This window comes from Bacillus sp. RK1064, assembly GCF_051488405.1.
Lineage (GTDB): Bacteria > Bacillota > Bacilli > Bacillales > Bacillaceae > Bacillus.
The window spans coordinates 2068821-2086202 of sequence record NZ_JBPSCZ010000001.1; the positions used below are offsets into that span (position 1 = coordinate 2068821).

Genomic DNA, 17382 nt, shown 5'->3' on the forward strand with positions numbered 1-17382 from the left:
AACGGTTCAATCTATTAGACTGAATAACTACCTTTACCCTTATTTTGAAAAAAACAAAACAAAAAAAGAAAGAGGAAATGAATCCCTCTTTCTTCTGAACCCTCTCGTGTATAGAAAAAAAGGATAAAGGGGGTCCCTCTATCCTTGTGAGATTGCTTGTTCTTTTTCAATCACAGCTAGTCTTTCTTGCACTTCTTCTTCAGACAGATTGTGCTGTTTCACATAAAGGTTACGTTCACTTGTACGGCATTCATGGCTGCAGCTGCGCATATATTTATGCTCGCTCTCTTCTGTTGCAATCATTTTGCGGTTGCATGCAGGGTTTGCACAGTTCACATAACGCTCGCAAGGCTCACCGGTGAAGAAATCTTTTCCGACAACTACATGCTCTGTTTGATTCACTGGCACTGTTAAGCGGGTATCAAACACATAGCATTGACCATCCCATAGCTTTCCTTGAACTTCTGGGTCTTTTCCGTACGTGACAATTCCGCCGTCAAGCTGAGAGACATCTTCAAAGCCTTCACGCTTTAACCAGCCTGAGAATTTCTCACAGCGTACGCCGCCTGTGCAATACGTCAGGATTTTTTTCCCTTCAAGAATGTCTTTATTGTCACGAATCCACTCAGGTAATTCGCGGAATGTCTCGATATCAGGACGTACTGCCCCTCTAAAGTGGCCGACATCAAACTCGTAATCATTACGTGCATCAATCACAACGGTATCAGGTGATTGCATTTGCTCGTAAAATTCAACCGGGCTGAGATGTTTACCTGTTAATTCTAACGGATTCACGTCATCTTCAAGGCTAAGATTCACTAGTTCATTCCGATGGCGGACGTGCATTTTTTTAAACGCATGACCATCTGCTTCGTCAATTTTGATCGGCATAGACGCAAAGCGCGGATCTTCTTTTAACGCTTGCATGTACTTGTCCGTTTGCTCAATGGTACCAGAAACAGTTCCGTTCAAGCCTTCTGCTGACACAAGGATACGGCCTAACAAACCAAGCTCCTTACAGAATGCTAAATGCTCTGCTGTAAACGTCTCTGGGTCCTCAATGGGGACATATTGATAGTAAAGTAAGACACGATATTGTTTTTCCATATATATAAACACCTCTTAAATTTAATCAAAACATACCGTTCTTTATCATACAGGAAATACATACCTAAAGGCAATGTCAGCGGCTCAATTCCATAAAACGGAAGGGTCTTTCTCCTCATATTATCGATTGTTTGACAGAACTTTCTGTAAAATGAGATGATTTATGAAATATGATGTTGTAAAGGAGCAGAACGCAATGATCCAGCCAGAAGATATCGTCAGAAGCGGCCCAAACCAATTTATTTCTCAAAAAGGCATTTATCATGAACTCGATTCACTTGCTTCTCCATCCTTCCAGTCGCCCGCTGTACTGACGGGACACGATTCATTTCATGCTTTTTCAGCGTACACAAAGCTTCCACCTCATTGGCCTGTTGTTCAGCACAAAGGATACAGTTCACCAAATGCGATCACACGAATTGCTGAAGAACTGAAAGGGGCAGATGTGGTGATTGGGATTGGAGGCGGCACGATTTTAGACACCGCCAAGTCAGTAGCAGAAGCTCTTCAAATTGAAGTGATCATGGTTCCAACCATCCCAGGGACATGTGCTGCATCTACACCGCTTAGCGTCATTTATGATGACAAGGGGAATTTCATGAGAGTCGATTATCATAAACGGTCCAGCTACCTCACGCTCATTGATCATACATTTTTGCTTTCTTCTCCTCTTTCCTACCTTCAAAGTGGGATTGGAGATACGCTGGCCAAATGGTATGAAGCGGAAGCCATTATTCGAAACGCAAAAGACTCCTTACCGCTCATGGTGCATGCTGCACTAAAGCAGGCGGTATACGTCAGAGACATTCTTCTTTCCCATAGCGAAGAAGCCGTCCACAGCTTGACAACAGGGCAGCACTCGCAAGCATTTGCGGATGTAACGGATACCATTATTACATTAGCCGGCACGGTCGGCGGGTACGGGGGACGCTACGGCAGAATGGCAGGAGCTCACGCCATCCATAACGGATTGACATTTATTGAAGAAACGCATCACGTATTACATGGTCAAAAAGTGGCCTATGGCATTCTTGTTCAGCTTGCCGCAGAAAACCGAATGAGCGAAGTAGAAGAATTACTTGAGCTTTATGAAACACTCGGATTACCTAGAAATATGCGTGAGCTTGGCATCACAGCTCAGCTGGAAGAAGCCGCAAAAACAGTGGCAAGCCATGCTGCACGTGCAGACGAAACCTTTTGCTTGATTGGAGACTATTCCAAAGAGCAAATTGCCGACGCCATTCAAGACATTGAAAACGTATCAGCCTCGAAAAACCGTTAAATAAAAAAAGCACAGGCATCTCACCTGTGCTTTTCTTTCGATTAAAAATCAAAGTTATCTGGATCTGGACCTGTGCGCTCATCTTCATTAAGCTGATCGATGACGCCCATCTCATGTGCGGACAGCTCGAAATCGAAGACTTGTGTGTTTTCGATGATTCGGCTCTTCGTCACAGATTTTGGAATGGTGATAATGCCGTGCTGTAAGTCCCAGCGAAGAATCACTTGCGCTACTGACTTGGCATGTTTTTTCGCGATATCCTGAAGAACAGGATGGTTTAGAAGCTTCCCGCTTCCTAATGGCGACCACGCCTCTACATGAATTCCTTTCGATTTGCAGTAGTCTCGTAAAGGCTCCTGCGTCAGCTTCGGATGCAGCTCGATTTGATTCACCATTGGCACAACTTCTGCCTCTTCCAATAAATCCTCTAAATGATGCTGATGGAAATTACACACTCCGATCGCTCGAACGCGTCCATCCTTATATAGTTTTTCTAGCGCTTTCCATGTTTCTTTATATTTGCCTTCAACAGGCCAATGAATTAAATAAAGGTCTAATACATCTAGCCCCAGCTTGTTCATACTTGTTTCAAAGGCTTCGAGTGTTGATTCATAGCCTTGATCATTATTCCAGACCTTTGTCGTAATGAATAGATCATCGCGAGAGATGCCTGATTGCTGAATGGCTTTGCCTACCCCTTCTTCATTTTGATAGGCTGCTGCTGTATCAATGCTGCGGTAGCCCGCTTCAAGAGCGTCTTTGACGGCATTTACAGCCTCATCTCCATCTTTTACTTGCCATACACCAAAGCCTAGCTTCGGCATTTTTACTCCGTTTGCTAATGTGACTGTATCTGTTAATCCACTCATCAAACAAACCTCCGCTTCATTTTTGCTTACCAAGCACTATACCCAAATTTTCTATTGATCATGCATGAATGTGCGTTGATGTTATTTGATATATTGTCCTATATCGACCTGATTGGCGTCAACGATTTGGTATTCGTTTGTTTTATCTTTCTTTTCAGAAAAATTATATGTCGTTAGAAATGCCTGATCATAGAAAGTCATCGTATGGTGAACGAGGTGGTGAAATTATATGGATAACCAAGAAAAATGGCACTCTATCAAATCATTAGAGAAAGAACTTCAAATCCCAGATACCACATTACGAGGATACATTCGTCAACATGGTCATCATTTGAACATATAGAAAAACGGAAAAAGCTATTTAGTAGCAAATGAATCCATTCCTTTGCTGAAAAAAATTCGTGGTTTATACGTAGAAGGAAAGTCTATAGAAAACATTGAGACCATCCTCACTAACGAAGGACATCCGATCACGATCACGATAGACAATCGTACAGAAAATACAGCATTGACGCTGAATGAGTCGATAGAGGAAATAAAGAATACTCTCAACTCTCAACTCACAAATGAATGAACAAAAACAAATCATTCAATCTCTTATTCAGACAATTAACGAACAGCAATACTACATCGAGGCTAAGCTTGAGGAACGCGACAAACACCTCATAGAGACTAAAAAAAATGAAGAAATGAAAAAACAGATTGCTGCTGCACAACAAAAAAGGTGGTGGCAATTTTGGAAATAGGACACCCATGAAGATGGCGCACTTACACACCCATGTGTGAGTGCTAAAATCTCTCGATTTCCGAAGAAGCCGACTCAATAGTCGGCTTCTTCTGCTTCTTCAAACCACAATCATCCTTATAATTGAAAATATCTTTAATTACGAATACTAGATAAATAACGTTTTCCACCCTGTTTAGAAGTAAAATATTCTCGGGTAACATTTTTTCTATTATTAGTATGATAACTGACATAGATCTTGTAATTAGCACGACTTGTAACAATTGCTGTATGATCCATCCAACCATCAGGCCAAGGTAAACCTATTTTATTATTATAATCATAATGATATACATCTCCAAGTGCTGCATTCTCATATACATCTTTCACGGTTTTCATTTTTATACCACCCGGTTCAAGTATATAGTTTCTAAAAGAACCTGCATTAATCCAAGCATTTGTATAAGGTTTCCATTCTTTAAAGTATGGCATAGAACCAGCTCTTAATGCTTGAGATACAAAATTAGTACAATCAGCATTTTTCCAATATTTATAACTCTTGTTTGGTTTTAATGCATATTTTTCCGCATATTGCATAGCTTTCCAACGATTATATCCTTTAACAGAAGAAGCTGAAACTACTAGTTCAGAACTACTTAAAGATTTAGCAGTATTAACTTCATTTTTTTTATTTTCTTGAACCTCTTCTTTATAATTTTTTAAAAATTGATCCAATTTAATATCAGAAGAATCTTGACCTTTATTTTCAAATTCTAAAGTAGGAGACTCGGAAATCGAAGCCTTTTTCATCAAAGTTTTGGACTGTTTACTCACATTCTCTTTTGTAATATCTAATTTAATATTGTCACCTAAACTAGTTTCAACGTTATCTTTTCCAAACACAAAATTTCTAATAATATAAGCTTCAACAAAAGTCTTACTTCCTTGCTTATACGTTTCAACATCTTCTATTTCATATGTGAAACTTATTAATTTTTGTTTATCAACGCTAGTCGTAGCATAAAATACAAGAACAGCTTCATCTGTATCTGTTAATTTCGAAACATTTTTATGAGCAAAAGGCTCATTATTTTGAAAATCAGTCTTCTGTTGTTCAAGCATCACTTTTAATTCTTTTAATCCTATATCTTTAGATACATAGACCTTCTCTTGTTCTTCATTCTCAGATGAAGCAACTACATTATTAGATACAAAAAGCAAAGTTAACAAGCAAACAAAAGCAAAAGTTAATAAAATTTTCTTCATAAAATCCTCCAATGTTTTATAATATAGGTAACATTTATCATTTACATAATTAGTAATATAACATATTATACATAAAGGAATAAAGGAAAATAGGAGGAAAAAATGAGAAAGAGAACTAAAATTATCTTATCAATATTAGCAACACTACTAATTGTATTAATATTAATGCCACCTCTTTCACCAGTATTCTTCAATAACTCCTCGGAAAAAGGTGCTATAAGACACGAAATTTATAAGCAAGGATACCCGTATCAAAGCTATTTCACAATTCTCCAAAAAAAAGAAAGTGATGATCCTTCAAGTAGTCTTTACTCTTTAATATTATTTAATGCCTGGAAAAACAAAGCTGGAAATCCATCTATATGTTATTCTAAAAAGGTAACAGAAGGTGAATACAAAGTTAATTGTGGAACAGCTCCATAAAAATAAAGCAGGCTTATATAAGCCTGCTTTAATTAATTATGTAATTCTTAATTCCAACATGCCAACGTGCCTTGACCTCAAACGTCTCATTGGCTACCTCATCATCATCTTCTTCAATTCTGACAAGATCCCCACCATCAGCATCAGTCAAATTTAGTTCCTTATGAATCTCCTTCAAAATCCCACCATAGCCGATCAACCGCCGTGCACTAAGTGCGTCATCTAAATAATAGACAGTATCCAAATTTTCCTCAGTCACTTCATTACCTCGTATCACGTCAGTATCTTTCACTGGATACTTAGAAATCTCTAAAATAGCTTTCTGCTCTTCCATTTCTGCGCGCACTTCTTTTTCAATCGATTCCGCATTAATTCCCTTTTTCCTTTGACCCGCTGCACGTGAACAATTGGTGTATAATCCAATTTTATCGCACGCTTCCAAAGGCTTGTCCACTCTGCCTGCTTTATATAACGTTTACCAGTGAAATAGCTTCTCTTCACGGGAATTGGTACATGAAAATGAGGGTGGTATGTATTTTGTTCATGATGTTTTGTAATCTCTAAAGCTCTAAAATATCCAAGAACCGAAGTTTTCACAGCTTTATATCCAAACAATCGGTTCCACGCTTTCATCATATCTGAAATCGCCTGTTTCAGGTCGTCCCTATCAACGTTTCTAACTGTCAAAGTGAGAAATATCAATGCAGGCTTATATTGCCTGTTTGCTTCTTCAACACTTATTCTCATACACCATGATCAAATAAGACTCTTTTGAGGCTTTTTTGGCTTTTTCAACCTATCTCCTCTCCTCCTTCTATTCGCCACACCTATTGAAACAACGAAATCCAATCATCCTCTTCAGAGAACACTTGAATCCCGTACTGTTTCAGCAAAGCGGACGTCACACCATCTCCTGCTTTTGTCTTCCCATTAAACTCTCCCTGGTAAATCATCCGGCTCCCGCATGAAGGGCTGTACTCTTTTAACACAACCGCTGTTGCTTTCAGAGACTGAACCTGTTCCAGCGTAGCTTTTGCACCTTTTACATACATCTCTGTGACGTCAGTTCCGTGAACATCGACAACAGTAGCCTCTCCCCGTAAAACATCATGTCCATCTCCGCCAATGATCTCTGCTGGTGGTCTAGGCGTAGAGAAGCCGCCAAGCAGTTCAGGACAAACTGTCACAGCCTTTCCTTCCTGCACAAACTCTTCAATTCGCTGATCTAATCGATGGCTGCCATTATACCGAACCTTCAATCCAGCAAGACAAGCGCTGACCACAATCACGTCTGTTCCTCATTTTTATGGATTGAGCGTTTTTTACTGACTTTAAAATAAATATATACAGGCAGATAGAAGATCGTGTACCCTAAAAAGGGCAGGGCACAATACAAAACAGCCGCCCAAACAGGTTCTTCAACTCCTGTGATACCAAAAAAGTAAACAAATAATAGCAAGCTGACAAACAATCCCACGAACGGCATGATGGTTGCTGACTTTCTAAAATTCTCCATCATTTCTTTCCCCAAAGAAGCTCCCTCCCTTTTCACATGATCACAAATAACGTCAATATATGTTAATTTTACCATATAAAAAACCGAAATCATCTCATTTTCTACGATAGTTTCGGTTTTTTCAATCTATATTTTTTCTTTCCATGCCTTTAAAAAGCGCTCAATGACTTGTAATTCATCTTCATGAAACTGCTGGAGAAATTCTAAGTAGGACGCGACAGCTTTCTCATGTAATTCATCATGCAGTGCCGCCAATTGCGTGCCTTTTTCTGTCAATGAATAGTAGACCGACTTCTTATCCCCTTGCCGGTGGCAATAGTCCACCATGCCTTTATCAATTAGTTTTTTCACAGCCTTTGTAATAGCGGGCTTTGATAGTTTCAGTTGTTGAGAAAGAAATGTATTATTTGATTCGTTTGGATTGGCTTGAATCATCGATAAAATGTGTAGCTGTGTGAGTGTCCAATCTTGCTTGAGTGTATCAGTCGTGGTAATCAGTGGATCTGTTGGATCATTCCTTCTCTTTTCCCTATGAATTATCAGATCTTGAATCGCTTTTAATACAATCTGCTCTTTAGTCTCCATCTGATACCTCCACTCTTAACTGGTTAATAAAATGGTACTAATAATTAAGATAGGAGTCAAAAGAAATGTCAGTGTAATAAAAAGAACAGGCCATCAGACCTGAAAATGATGTATGTACTTTTCTACTAGATCACCTATGCTGTCACAGCTCCTCTTTCTTTTATTTGCTATAATTCATGGGGGATGTCATCCAATTTTTGATGAAAAAGGTGAGCTAATGAAAATCGAACAACAAATCGCCATTCGTCAGTTAGAAGAAAAGATCCACCTGTTTTCTTCAGCTGTGAACGGAACCTTCCTCACAACGGACGATTTCGTTCTATCTAATACTCATATATCGACAGACACATTCAATTTGCTATTACCGACATCAGCGCACATTCAAGATCCGCAAAAAGTGAAAAAAACGATCGAACACTTGCAGTCTCAGAAACAATCATTCAGTACGTGGGTGGATCATCGTTTGCTTCATCCTGATTGGACCAATTTACTACAGGAATACCAGCTTGAAGAGGTTGAACGAAATACGATCATGATACTTGAGCAGACAGAAGACATCGACCCAGCTACATCTTCACCGCTTACAATCAAAGAAGTACTTGATGACCAGACACTGCTTGATTACAAAAGTATCTTTATCGAACTATTCAAAGAGTCACCGGAGGCCATCGCCTTAGAGATCTATTTCCAGCGTTTTTCGCTTGAAGCTATACAATCACGTGCTCGCATGTTCGTCGGATATGTAGACCACAAACCGGTTACAACAGGCTTATTACTCGAAGCCACCGATAGCTACGGAATTTATGATGTCATCACAAGGGCAGAGCACCGCGGAAAGGGACTTGGCAGTGACATGTTTCATTATCTTCTGACCCAGACAGAAAACAAACAAAAGTGCGTCATGTTACAAGCATCAGCTGACGGCAAAAATATTTACCAACGTGCCGGCTTCCAACCAATCAGCGAAATGGTTGTTTTTGAATAGAACATAAAAAAAGCTGCCTATCATGAGGCAGCTACAGATTGTTGACAAAGGGCTAAAATGATTTTTATTTTAGCCCTTTGTCTTCATTTCAGCACGATGCTGACGATCCATATAAAGTGGTGGTCTCTTCAACGAAATTACCGCACAGCTAAAGGCAATCAGCACAAACACTGCACCGAATTTCGCCAGATCAACAGATGAACCGGTCATCGTAAATAGGACACCACCAACCGCTGATCCAATTGAGATACCAATTTGCAAGGCCGATGTATTTAAGCTTTGCTGAATATCAGACGTCACAGGATCTGTTTGAATCAAATAACTCTGCAAGGCAGGCGTTAATGCCCAGCTAAGCGCTCCCCATAGGACAACCATGATCATAAAGAGGACAAACACACCCGCTGTATAAGGAATGATAAACATCACAACTGCAAACGCGATTGTCACCAGCAAAATGGCTTTCCCTGAACCCAGCTTGTCACTAAGCCAGCCGCCAAACCCATTCCCGCCAATAGATGCAAGCCCAAAGACCAAATAACAAATACTAATCCAGAACGGGGTCATATGCAGAACTTCCATTAAAAACGGAGTGAAATAAGAATAAAGCATATAATGACCTGCCAGCATAAACAAACTAATCAAGTGTGCACTAAAAATTTTCGGATGCCCTAAAGAACGTATTTGCTCTCTAAGAGGTGTCACTTTTTCAACAGGCATTTTCTCCAATAGAAAATAGATCAGCACCATCGATATCGCTGATAAAATACTGATTCCTAAAAACATCACTCTCCAGCCAAAGCTCTCTGTAATAAAAATACCGATCGGTACACCGAGAACAAGTGAAGAACTAATCCCAATAAAAATCAGCCCTAATGCCTTCGCACGATGCGCTGGTTCCACCAATTTAGCAGTGATCGTCAGTGACAACACCACGACAAGCGCTGTACTCATTGCGATCAATACCCTAGAGATCATGACAAGGGCAAAAGTCGAACTAAAATATGTGAATACATTCCCTATTGTAAACACCAATAACGCGATTAGATAAAGACGCTTTCGTTCAATTTTAGCTGTGGCAGTCAGCAGCACAGGTGCTGAAATGGCATACACAATGGCAAATACGGTGATAAGCTGCCCAGCTGTCGCAAGAGATACATTCAAATCCTCTGCAAGGCTTGGCAAAATGCCCCCGACCACAAGCTCAACTAATCCAACCGCAAAAGTAGAAACGGCTAATAAATATACTCTCCAGTTCATGTCTAACATCCCTTCTATATATCATCGCTTTCACTTTTGATACAGGGCGCAGACAAACAAAAAAACCCTGATTACAAAAAAGGAAAGCGCGCTTTTGTAATCAGGATTTATCGGATCCTGGTAGAAACCCTCAAACCATATTATTGAGGTTATACAAGTCTATTTTTTTCTTCAAATATATTAGCATAGCCTTACATAACTGGCAAGCTGTAAAAATAGGAAATGACTGCAAATTCACGATCAAACAAAGCACTCAGAACAGCATGAAAAGAAACCCCAGTACAACTTGCTTTCTCCTGCATTTACAGGTAAACTGATGAAAAATCAACGAACATTGATCAACGTAGATCTGGAATAGTAGCTTGAATTGACCTTTAACAGAGAGGGAACCGTGCTGAGAAGTTCCTACTGACATCTTCAAGTGAACCTGCCGATTTAGTTCTGTTTCATACAGCGGTTCATACCGTTATCATGATCGAGTGTAAAGCTGTGCTTTAAATTAGGGTGGTACCACCAGGACAGGAATGGTCCCTAACTTAAAGCACAGCTTTTTTGTTTTTACAAAGGAGGAACATGCAATGTCAAAGAAACAATTTGTTGAAAAAATCACAAGCATGGAAGACGACTTTGCCCAGTGGTATACAGATGTTGTCACAAAGGCACGCCTCGTCGATTATTCAAGCGTCAGAGGCAGTATGATCATTCAGCCATATGGCTTTAAAATTTGGGAGAATATTCGCGACGAACTTGACCGCCAAATCAAAGAAACAGGGCATGAGAATGTGTATATGCCGCTCTTTATCCCAGAGAGTCTGCTCCAGCAAGAAAAGGATCATATCGAAGGCTTTGCTCCTGAAGTGGCGTGGGTGACACATGGCGGTGATTCGGAATTACAAGAAAGACTCTGCGTCAGACCAACCTCTGAAGTGCTGTTCGCCGAGCATTATAAAAACATCATTCACTCCTATCGTGATTTACCGAAGCTATATAACCAATGGGCCAATGTCGTCCGCTGGGAAAAGACAACACGTCCATTCCTTAGAACCCTTGAATTCCTCTGGCAGGAAGGGCACACTTGTCACGAGACTGAGCAAGAAGCGATTGAAGAAACAGAAAGAATGCTCCATATCTATGCGTCTATTTGTGAAGAGCTTCTAGCGATCCCTGTCATTAAAGGCAGGAAAACAGAGAAAGAAAAATTCGCTGGCGCCCGCTTCACCTATACAGTCGAAAGTCTGATGCATGACGGAAAAGCCCTGCAAACGGCCACTTCTCACTTCTTCGGAAACGGATTTGCCAAAGCATTTGGCATCGAATTCTTAAACCGCGAAGGAAAACTAGAGCATGTCCAGCAAACCTCTTGGGGCTTTACGACAAGAATCATCGGTGCCATGATCATGGTGCACGGTGATGACAGAGGACTCGTCCTTCCGCCAAACATTGCGCCAGCCCAAGTGCGAATCGTGCCAATCGCCTCTCATAAAGAAGGCGTACTCGATCATGCCTACGAGTTGAAAGATCGACTCACCCGCATCGCACGTACTGACATCGATGCAAGTGATAAACAGCCAGGCTGGAAGTTCAACGAATGTGAAATGCAGGGCATCCCTCTACGTGTCGAAGTAGGACCAAAGGACATCGAAAAAGGACAGGTGATGCTCGCAAGACGAGACACTGGTGAAAAGCAAGCTGTCACATTAGATGCACTTGAACAAACCATCACATCCACGCTTGAAGACATTCAACGGACAATGTACGAAAAGGCGAAAGAACGATTACATGAAAAAACATCAAAAGCTCACACAATTGAAGACATTGAGCACATTCTTTCAGAAGAAAACCGATTGATTAAAGCCATGTGGTGCGGTGACGAAGGCTGTGAAAACGACATTAAAGAAAGAACAGGGGCGACCTCACGCTGTATCCCATTTGAACAGGAATCCGTTTCAGACACATGTGTCTGCTGCGGAAAGCCTGCATCTGATATGGTCTTCTGGGCGAAAGCTTATTAAGAAGAATAGGAACGAAAGAGAAGCATCCTTCACGATGCTTCTTTCAGATTGTTGACAAAGGGCTAAAATGATCTTTATTTTAGCCCTTTGTCTTCTTTTCAGCGTGACCTGAAAACCTTTGAAGTCTAGGAAGGACGAGCACCGAAGCGGAGCGAATTTGACATTCGTGAGCATCGGCGCGCAGAACTGACAACGAATGCGAGGGTTTGTCTACACGCTGAGGCTTCTTTTTTTGTTAAAAAGACCCAAACACCCATTGACCTCACCTGCACGATCCCCTATAATTCATATTAATATAATCGGTTTTTAAGACTTTAACTGGAGTGGTGATATATGAAGCGCTGGCCCTCACTGTTTGCCGAACGCTGCCCTAAATGTAAAACTGCATTAGAAGTCTCTAAGTCCAATGCCCTGCAAGGCAAAGTCGTGAAAACGTGCCCCAACCTTCATTATCAAAAAGAGTTTCACCCAGCTCTTGAAACATATATCGAGCACGATGACGTCAAATAAAAAAGACCAACACGTTTGCTTTGTTGGTCTTTTCTTTATAATAAATCAAGCCAAATTTTGACCGCTGTCGCCGTAATCATCACAGCTAGTGCCCATTGCAAGTAGACGGCATTGATTTTCTGACCGACCTTAGTACCAATCGGAGCAGCTACTAAACTTGCCAGCATCAGCACAACCGCAGGAAGAAGCATAACTTGACCCGTCAATACCTTTCCAGTCGATGCACCGATAGCAGATAGAAACGTAATCGCAAGTGAGGACGCAATCGTCATCCTGACAGGAATTTTTAAAATAGACAGCATCACCGGTACCAATATAAATGCTCCACCCGCGCCTAGCACCCCGGAAACACTGCCAATCACAAAGGCAATACCTGCCGCAAGCCCTTTATGAAAAGTGACTTCTCCCTCTGAGTCTGCACGCTGTCCCTTTTTTGGAATCAGCATGAGGATCACAGCCACTACCGCGAGCAATCCATAGACGAGATTCATCCCATTCTCTGGCATAAAGTGGGAGACATAACTGCCTAATAAGCTGCCCGCCAATATACTGCTCCCCATATATAAAATCAACGATCGATGTAAATATCCGCTTTTTCGGTAGGCCAATACCCCACCCAGCGTCGAAAAAAGCACTTGAATAGCACCAATCCCTGATACCTCGTGAGCTGATAGTGCCATCACACCGACCAGTGGCGGGATATAAAGCAGCATAGGATAGTTGATCACCGATCCTCCAATCCCCACCATTCCTGATAAGAAGGAACCAATACATCCGATGATAAAAAGTGTAATCAAAAACGCAAAATCCACGCTGGTCTCCTCCTTTGCAAAAGGAAAAGGGGATCTTCAGCAGATACCCCTACATCCTTTAGGACCCTTTTCTCACCCAGAACTTCAGCACATGTCCTTCATCCGTCTGCGTGATCAATTCATGTCCGCTTGACTTCGCCCATGCTGCCAAGTCAGCTTTAGCCCCTTTATCTGTTGCATGTATTTCTAAAACTTGACCCTCCGTCAAGTCATTCATTTTTTTCTTCGTTCGAATAATCGGCATTGGGCATGCAAGCCCTGTTACATCTAATATTTGATCTGATGTCATTTGATTGTTCCTCTCTTCTTATTTTATTGGACATTACCGAATCGCACAACGGTTTGGACCAATTTCCATTTCACGCTGCGCTTCATCGTCTGGGTTCAGCTTCCCCATATTGGTTTGACGAATGTCTTGATAGGCGTTTGGCTGTGCAGGCAGATTCTTCGTGACCATTTGTCTAAATACGTCTGCATCTTCAATATTCAGTCCATGATTTTCTTCAAATAGAACGCCTAGCTCCTTCCAAACGCTTCCGTCTTCATTGACTTCATCCATGATCATGAAATGTGCTGGCAAAACAATGAATTCTTTCGAAAGTGCTCTATATCGGTCATAGAGTGTTTCTCTCAAATCACCTACCCAGTCCTCCGCCATTCCAGCGAGATCAGGTCTTCCAATCGAATCAACGAACAAAATATCACCTGAAAGAAGATATTGATGATCCACGATAAAAGATGTTGAACCAATCGTATGCCCCGGCGAGTAAAGGGGGTGAATATCAATGGAAGCCGCTCCAATCGTCATCCGCTGTCCTTCTTCAAGCCGGTTATATTCAAAGGTCACTTCTTCTGCATCTTTTGGCGGCAGCCAGTAGCTGGCACCAGTCTGTTCAGCCAGTTTTTTCCCGCCAGAAATATGATCCGCATGAAGGTGAGTATCCAACACTTGCGTGATAGAGACATGATGCTTTTTAGCAAAATGGATATAGACATCCGTCATTCTAGCTGCATCTACAATTGCGGCTTCTCCATTGGACATGATCATATAAGACAAGCATCCCTTGCCCATCCGCACAAATTGATACAACTCTCCACCGCCGGTTAAATCCCCGATCTTCACTGGCTCTAGATGCTCGCTCCACGCCTTCATACCGCCTTCTAAATAATGGACCGTTCTCCCCGCCTCTGACAGCATCTCCGCCACCATGATAGAGGAGCCTTCCTTGGCACAAACCACCAACACTTCACGGTCATAAGGAATGTGAGATAAAATGCCCTCTACTCCTTCAAGGAGATCAAAATAAGGCACATTCATATCGACTATTGCTTCCCCTTCAATCTTCCAGTCCTGAACATCCGCTTGATTTCGCACATCTAGCAAAAAGAGCGGCTCTTTGTTCACGATCTTTTTAGTTAACTGCTCTGCTGTCATCGCTTTTACCGTCATGTTTCATTCAGCTCCTATTTTTCAATCGGTCCTGTCCAGCTATTCATGCCAGGCACTATATTCATCAATTGATGAAATCCTTTTTCTTTTAACTTTTGCGCAGCTAATTCACTTCTTCTGCCTGAATGACAGATAAGGTAAATGTCCATCTCCCGGCTCAATTCTTCCCCACGTTGTTCAACCTCACCAAGAGGGATGTGAACAGCTCCTGGAATATGACCCGCCTCGTATTCATCCAGCTCTCGTACATCTAAAACAAACAAAGATGGATCTTCTTTTACCTTCTGTTGAAAAGTCTCCAAAGACATTTCCGAAATCATGAACTTCCCTTCTTTCTCTTGTTCTCCGCCCTTACGAATCAAATGATGAAGCACCTGACCTTCTACTTTTGTTCCTAAAAATTCGTGGCCGGCACTTTTTGACCAAGCCGCTAGATCCGCTGCTGACCCTTTATCGGTGGCTTGCACTTCAAGTACATCTCCGGGCAAAAGCTCATTCATTTGTTTTTTTGTTTTCACAATCGGCATCGGGCATGCCAGTCCTTTTGCATCTAAAATGACAGTTGGTTGCTGCATGTCATGTCCTCCTTCATATAGGGGTAGGGGTATATTTTCATGCGCACTTAATGCCAAGCATTCATGCCACCCTTAATGTTTGTAATTTGAGTAAATCCCTGCTTCTTCAATATTTTCGCCGCCTGCATACTTCTCATTCCGCTTTGGCATATTACATAGACCTCTTTATTTTCCTCAAGCTGAGAAGCTCGTTTCTTCAAATGAGACAACGGGATGTTTTGAAAGCCTTTGATATGGTTTGTTTGAAATTCACTAGGAGAGCGCACATCAATGAGCTGTTGACCTTTGCTTTTCAGCTTCTTTTTCATATGGGCTGCATCCATTTGCTTCACACCTCGTACCGGCAGAAAGCGGCTCACGAGTAATCCAATCACGATGATGAGTAAAATCGTCTGCACCATCCTGTATCACCTCACTAGATAAATAAATTCACACATCCGATTTCAGCTTCTGCTAAATATGCCGCTACACCAGCATATTGAATATCATCTAATAATTCTTTCTCCTGTAATCCTAAAAGATCCATCGTCATTGTACATGCCACAAGATTGATATCCTGTTCCTTTGCCATATCAATGAGCTGCGGCAAGGTCATAGCATTGTGCTTTTTGATCACATGCTTGATCATTTTCGGCCCCATCCCTGTAAAATTCATCTTTGACAGCCCCATTCGATCAGCCCCGCGCGGCATCATCTTCCCAAACATTTTTTCTAAAAATCCTTTTTTCATTGGCACCATCTCATCCTTACGCAAGGCATTCAGCCCCCAAAACGTATGGAAAATGGTTACCTCATGATCATAGGCTGCTGCACCATTGGCAATAATGTAAGCTGCCATCGCTTTATCATAATCTCCACTGAATAACACAATCGTCGTACGTTTTTTCTGTTCTTCCATTCTGCTCCTCCTTCAAATATTACCTATGGGGGTATATAAAAATAAAAAATATATATACATATACCGGTAAGGGTATATTACATCAAGTAAAAAAATCCGTCAACCTCCAAAGGCTGAGGAATTTCTTACCGGCTTTTCACCAATAGCTCAACTGCCTCTTTCACAAGACCTTCCGTATCCTTGCCTTGTTCAAGACTTTCACGAACACATTGCTCAAGATTTGTACTCACAATCACACCCATTGCCCGATCAATGGCATTACGTGATGCAGACAGCTGCGTGACCACCTCGCGGCAATCTTTGCCTTGCTCCATCATCGCAAGAACCCCTTTAATCTGCCCTTCAATCCGGCGAAGACGGTTCTTCATCTGCTGATTATATTCCATGTACCAGCACTCCTTTCTATTCTTTCTATGAACAGATAGTATACCCTAAGAGGTATTTAGTCAAACGACTTGCCCTCCTTTTTATAGAGAAAGGAAAGATCGTATGTGAAAAGAATTGCACATTCCACCATTTATTGATAAAAAGAAGTTAATCAATGCACGAGAAATTAGTTGGCGAAAAGAGGACACACATATGACTTTACATCACTATATTGGTGCTAATAAAGAGCTGCCGCTTGGTATCTTTGGTCAAAAGCCTACCTATAAACCACTCTCTGAACTCAATATCAAAACGGTTGATAGAAAACGAAAAAAGACCAAAATCTATCAAAAAGAAGAGCCCTTGATAGAAGTATACGAAACAGAAGAGGACTTTGCTGGCATTCACATTGCTTATGTAGATCCGGTCTATGAAGCAGTAAGAGATAAATTCACCCATTCTTTTGTTTATGAATTAGACATCATTCATTCTCTTCGTCCTCTTTTCCTTTTCATTGAAACAGAGCTGTCAAAAGGAGAAACCATTGAAATCTACTCTTGTGTAGACGGTCTGGAAACGAAAGAAAAAGACGATCAATTAGATGTAGAAATTGACCTAAGCAAAAAACGATTTGGAAAACATATCGATTTTAAAGAGATCGATGAACTGATTGATATGTTTGAATTAGAACACTTACAATATGTGCTGGTGAAGAAGTAAAGATGATAAATTCCTTCCAAATGAG

21 protein-coding genes, 1 pseudogene and 1 riboswitch are annotated in these 17382 nt (G+C 41.2%); of the genes and pseudogenes, 7 read left to right on the forward strand and 15 right to left on the reverse strand.

All coding sequences use genetic code 11. The features are described 5' to 3' along the window. Positions 1-138: 138 nt before the first annotated feature. Complete coding sequence (gene trhO, locus ACSSTM_RS10480) at positions 139-1107, reverse strand: oxygen-dependent tRNA uridine(34) hydroxylase TrhO (RefSeq protein WP_307498928.1); 969 nt, start codon at positions 1105-1107, stop codon at positions 139-141. 199 nt (positions 1108-1306) lie between these two features. On the opposite strand from trhO, the gene ACSSTM_RS10485 reads away from it, so the two are divergent. Continuing rightward, positions 1307-2389: an iron-containing alcohol dehydrogenase family protein gene (locus tag ACSSTM_RS10485; protein WP_437404292.1), complete on the forward strand. Its 1083-nt coding sequence runs from the start codon at positions 1307-1309 to the stop codon at positions 2387-2389. A 41-nt stretch (positions 2390-2430) separates the two neighbouring features. Here the strand turns inward: ACSSTM_RS10485 and ACSSTM_RS10490 are convergent, their stop codons facing one another. Further along, entirely contained in the window at positions 2431-3258 is an 828-nt protein-coding gene (locus tag ACSSTM_RS10490; RefSeq protein WP_437404167.1) for an aldo/keto reductase, read from the reverse strand. Between the two features lie 566 nt (positions 3259-3824). Here ACSSTM_RS10490 and ACSSTM_RS10495 point away from each other — a divergent pair. Then, the gene (locus ACSSTM_RS10495; RefSeq protein ID WP_340875097.1) at positions 3825-4004 is read left to right on the forward strand and encodes a DUF3967 domain-containing protein; all 180 of its coding nucleotides are present in this window, start codon (positions 3825-3827) and stop codon (positions 4002-4004) included. A gap of 134 nt (positions 4005-4138) precedes the next feature. On the opposite strand, the gene ACSSTM_RS10500 is transcribed toward ACSSTM_RS10495, so the two are convergent. Beyond that, complete coding sequence (locus tag ACSSTM_RS10500) at positions 4139-5248, reverse strand: amidase domain-containing protein (protein WP_340875093.1); 1110 nt, start codon at positions 5246-5248, stop codon at positions 4139-4141. A gap of 102 nt (positions 5249-5350) precedes the next feature. On the opposite strand from ACSSTM_RS10500, the gene ACSSTM_RS10505 reads away from it, so the two are divergent. Beyond that, entirely contained in the window at positions 5351-5671 is a 321-nt protein-coding gene (locus tag ACSSTM_RS10505) for a hypothetical protein (protein ID WP_039176139.1), read from the forward strand. 28 nt (positions 5672-5699) lie between these two features. Here ACSSTM_RS10505 and ACSSTM_RS10510 read toward each other — a convergent pair. From ACSSTM_RS10510 to ACSSTM_RS10525, 4 genes and pseudogenes are all read right to left on the reverse strand, one after another. Beyond that, positions 5700-6415, reverse strand: a pseudogene (locus ACSSTM_RS10510) (protein rep); the annotation flags it as partial. Positions 6416-6498: 83 nt separating this feature from the next. Next, positions 6499-6960 carry a DUF523 domain-containing protein gene (locus ACSSTM_RS10515; RefSeq protein WP_437404168.1) on the reverse strand — a complete coding sequence of 154 codons (462 nt, stop codon included), beginning with the start codon at positions 6958-6960 and terminating at the stop codon, positions 6499-6501. Next, positions 6957-7202, reverse strand: coding sequence for a hypothetical protein (locus tag ACSSTM_RS10520; protein WP_041815128.1), 246 nt, complete (start codon positions 7200-7202; stop codon positions 6957-6959). The genes ACSSTM_RS10515 and ACSSTM_RS10520 overlap by 4 nt, the downstream gene beginning before the upstream one ends. Before the next feature lie 111 nt (positions 7203-7313). Beyond that, a complete protein-coding gene (locus ACSSTM_RS10525) occupies positions 7314-7772 on the reverse strand; it encodes a MarR family transcriptional regulator (RefSeq protein ID WP_003216997.1) in 459 nt (152 codons plus the stop codon). A gap of 217 nt (positions 7773-7989) precedes the next feature. Here ACSSTM_RS10525 and ACSSTM_RS10530 point away from each other — a divergent pair, with 217 nt between their 5' ends. After that, positions 7990-8757, forward strand: a complete 768-nt coding sequence (locus ACSSTM_RS10530) for a GNAT family N-acetyltransferase (RefSeq protein WP_340875083.1) — start codon at positions 7990-7992, stop codon at positions 8755-8757. Positions 8758-8826: 69 nt separating this feature from the next. Here the strand turns inward: ACSSTM_RS10530 and ACSSTM_RS10535 are convergent, their stop codons facing one another. Beyond that, a complete protein-coding gene (locus ACSSTM_RS10535; RefSeq protein ID WP_144522501.1) occupies positions 8827-10014 on the reverse strand; it encodes an MFS transporter in 1188 nt (395 codons plus the stop codon). 77 nt (positions 10015-10091) lie between these two features. Beyond that, a riboswitch (purine riboswitch) is annotated at positions 10092-10191 on the reverse strand. A 401-nt stretch (positions 10192-10592) separates the two neighbouring features. Here ACSSTM_RS10535 and proS point away from each other — a divergent pair. Both proS and ACSSTM_RS10545 read left to right on the forward strand, forming a co-directional pair. Beyond that, on the forward strand, positions 10593-12026 hold the full coding sequence (proS, locus tag ACSSTM_RS10540; RefSeq protein WP_437404169.1) for a proline--tRNA ligase: 1434 nt from the start codon (positions 10593-10595) through the stop codon (positions 12024-12026). A gap of 333 nt (positions 12027-12359) precedes the next feature. After that, complete coding sequence (locus ACSSTM_RS10545; protein WP_003216908.1) at positions 12360-12536, forward strand: hypothetical protein; 177 nt, start codon at positions 12360-12362, stop codon at positions 12534-12536. Positions 12537-12571: 35 nt separating this feature from the next. Here ACSSTM_RS10545 and ACSSTM_RS10550 read toward each other — a convergent pair whose 3' ends face one another. The 7 genes from ACSSTM_RS10550 to ACSSTM_RS10580 form a co-directional block, all read right to left on the reverse strand. After that, entirely contained in the window at positions 12572-13348 is a 777-nt protein-coding gene (locus ACSSTM_RS10550; protein WP_420735124.1) for a sulfite exporter TauE/SafE family protein, read from the reverse strand. Positions 13349-13406: 58 nt separating this feature from the next. Beyond that, positions 13407-13637, reverse strand: a complete 231-nt coding sequence (locus ACSSTM_RS10555) for a sulfurtransferase TusA family protein (protein WP_034664361.1) — start codon at positions 13635-13637, stop codon at positions 13407-13409. Positions 13638-13670: 33 nt separating this feature from the next. Beyond that, the gene (locus ACSSTM_RS10560) at positions 13671-14798 is read right to left on the reverse strand and encodes an MBL fold metallo-hydrolase (RefSeq protein WP_342689407.1); all 1128 of its coding nucleotides are present in this window, start codon (positions 14796-14798) and stop codon (positions 13671-13673) included. A gap of 14 nt (positions 14799-14812) precedes the next feature. Beyond that, a complete protein-coding gene (locus ACSSTM_RS10565) occupies positions 14813-15373 on the reverse strand; it encodes a sulfurtransferase TusA family protein (RefSeq protein WP_420735125.1) in 561 nt (186 codons plus the stop codon). Positions 15374-15420: 47 nt separating this feature from the next. After that, positions 15421-15774: a rhodanese-like domain-containing protein gene (locus ACSSTM_RS10570; protein WP_106043274.1), complete on the reverse strand. Its 354-nt coding sequence runs from the start codon at positions 15772-15774 to the stop codon at positions 15421-15423. A 14-nt stretch (positions 15775-15788) separates the two neighbouring features. After that, positions 15789-16271: a DsrE/DsrF/DrsH-like family protein gene (locus ACSSTM_RS10575; RefSeq protein WP_106043272.1), complete on the reverse strand. Its 483-nt coding sequence runs from the start codon at positions 16269-16271 to the stop codon at positions 15789-15791. A 125-nt stretch (positions 16272-16396) separates the two neighbouring features. Next, positions 16397-16657, reverse strand: coding sequence for a metal-sensitive transcriptional regulator (locus ACSSTM_RS10580; RefSeq protein WP_003217059.1), 261 nt, complete (start codon positions 16655-16657; stop codon positions 16397-16399). A 193-nt stretch (positions 16658-16850) separates the two neighbouring features. On the opposite strand from ACSSTM_RS10580, the gene ACSSTM_RS10585 reads away from it, so the two are divergent. Continuing rightward, a complete protein-coding gene (locus ACSSTM_RS10585) occupies positions 16851-17357 on the forward strand; it encodes a hypothetical protein (RefSeq protein ID WP_034664374.1) in 507 nt (168 codons plus the stop codon). Positions 17358-17382 lie beyond the last annotated feature (25 nt).

What these genes read in the sequence shown, in the direction of transcription:
- trhO (WP_307498928.1), bottom strand. Translation starts at nt 1,107, where the DNA reads ATGGAAAAACAATATCGTGTCTTACTTTACTATCAATATGTCCCCATT.
- ACSSTM_RS10490 (WP_437404167.1), bottom strand. Translation starts at nt 3,258, where the DNA reads ATGAGTGGATTAACAGATACAGTCACATTAGCAAACGGAGTAAAAATG.
- ACSSTM_RS10495 (WP_340875097.1), top strand. Translation starts at nt 3,825, where the DNA reads ATGAATGAACAAAAACAAATCATTCAATCTCTTATTCAGACAATTAAC.
- ACSSTM_RS10500 (WP_340875093.1), bottom strand. Translation starts at nt 5,248, where the DNA reads ATGAAGAAAATTTTATTAACTTTTGCTTTTGTTTGCTTGTTAACTTTG.
- ACSSTM_RS10505 (WP_039176139.1), top strand. Translation starts at nt 5,351, where the DNA reads ATGAGAAAGAGAACTAAAATTATCTTATCAATATTAGCAACACTACTA.
- ACSSTM_RS10525 (WP_003216997.1), bottom strand. Translation starts at nt 7,772, where the DNA reads ATGGAGACTAAAGAGCAGATTGTATTAAAAGCGATTCAAGATCTGATA.
- ACSSTM_RS10530 (WP_340875083.1), top strand. Translation starts at nt 7,990, where the DNA reads ATGAAAATCGAACAACAAATCGCCATTCGTCAGTTAGAAGAAAAGATC.
- ACSSTM_RS10535 (WP_144522501.1), bottom strand. Translation starts at nt 10,014, where the DNA reads ATGAACTGGAGAGTATATTTATTAGCCGTTTCTACTTTTGCGGTTGGA.
- proS (WP_437404169.1), top strand. Translation starts at nt 10,593, where the DNA reads ATGTCAAAGAAACAATTTGTTGAAAAAATCACAAGCATGGAAGACGAC.
- ACSSTM_RS10545 (WP_003216908.1), top strand. Translation starts at nt 12,360, where the DNA reads ATGAAGCGCTGGCCCTCACTGTTTGCCGAACGCTGCCCTAAATGTAAA.
- ACSSTM_RS10555 (WP_034664361.1), bottom strand. Translation starts at nt 13,637, where the DNA reads ATGACATCAGATCAAATATTAGATGTAACAGGGCTTGCATGCCCAATG.
- ACSSTM_RS10560 (WP_342689407.1), bottom strand. Translation starts at nt 14,798, where the DNA reads ATGACGGTAAAAGCGATGACAGCAGAGCAGTTAACTAAAAAGATCGTG.
- ACSSTM_RS10565 (WP_420735125.1), bottom strand. Translation starts at nt 15,373, where the DNA reads ATGCAGCAACCAACTGTCATTTTAGATGCAAAAGGACTGGCATGCCCG.
- ACSSTM_RS10570 (WP_106043274.1), bottom strand. Translation starts at nt 15,774, where the DNA reads ATGGTGCAGACGATTTTACTCATCATCGTGATTGGATTACTCGTGAGC.
- ACSSTM_RS10575 (WP_106043272.1), bottom strand. Translation starts at nt 16,271, where the DNA reads ATGGAAGAACAGAAAAAACGTACGACGATTGTGTTATTCAGTGGAGAT.
- ACSSTM_RS10580 (WP_003217059.1), bottom strand. Translation starts at nt 16,657, where the DNA reads ATGGAATATAATCAGCAGATGAAGAACCGTCTTCGCCGGATTGAAGGG.
- ACSSTM_RS10585 (WP_034664374.1), top strand. Translation starts at nt 16,851, where the DNA reads ATGACTTTACATCACTATATTGGTGCTAATAAAGAGCTGCCGCTTGGT.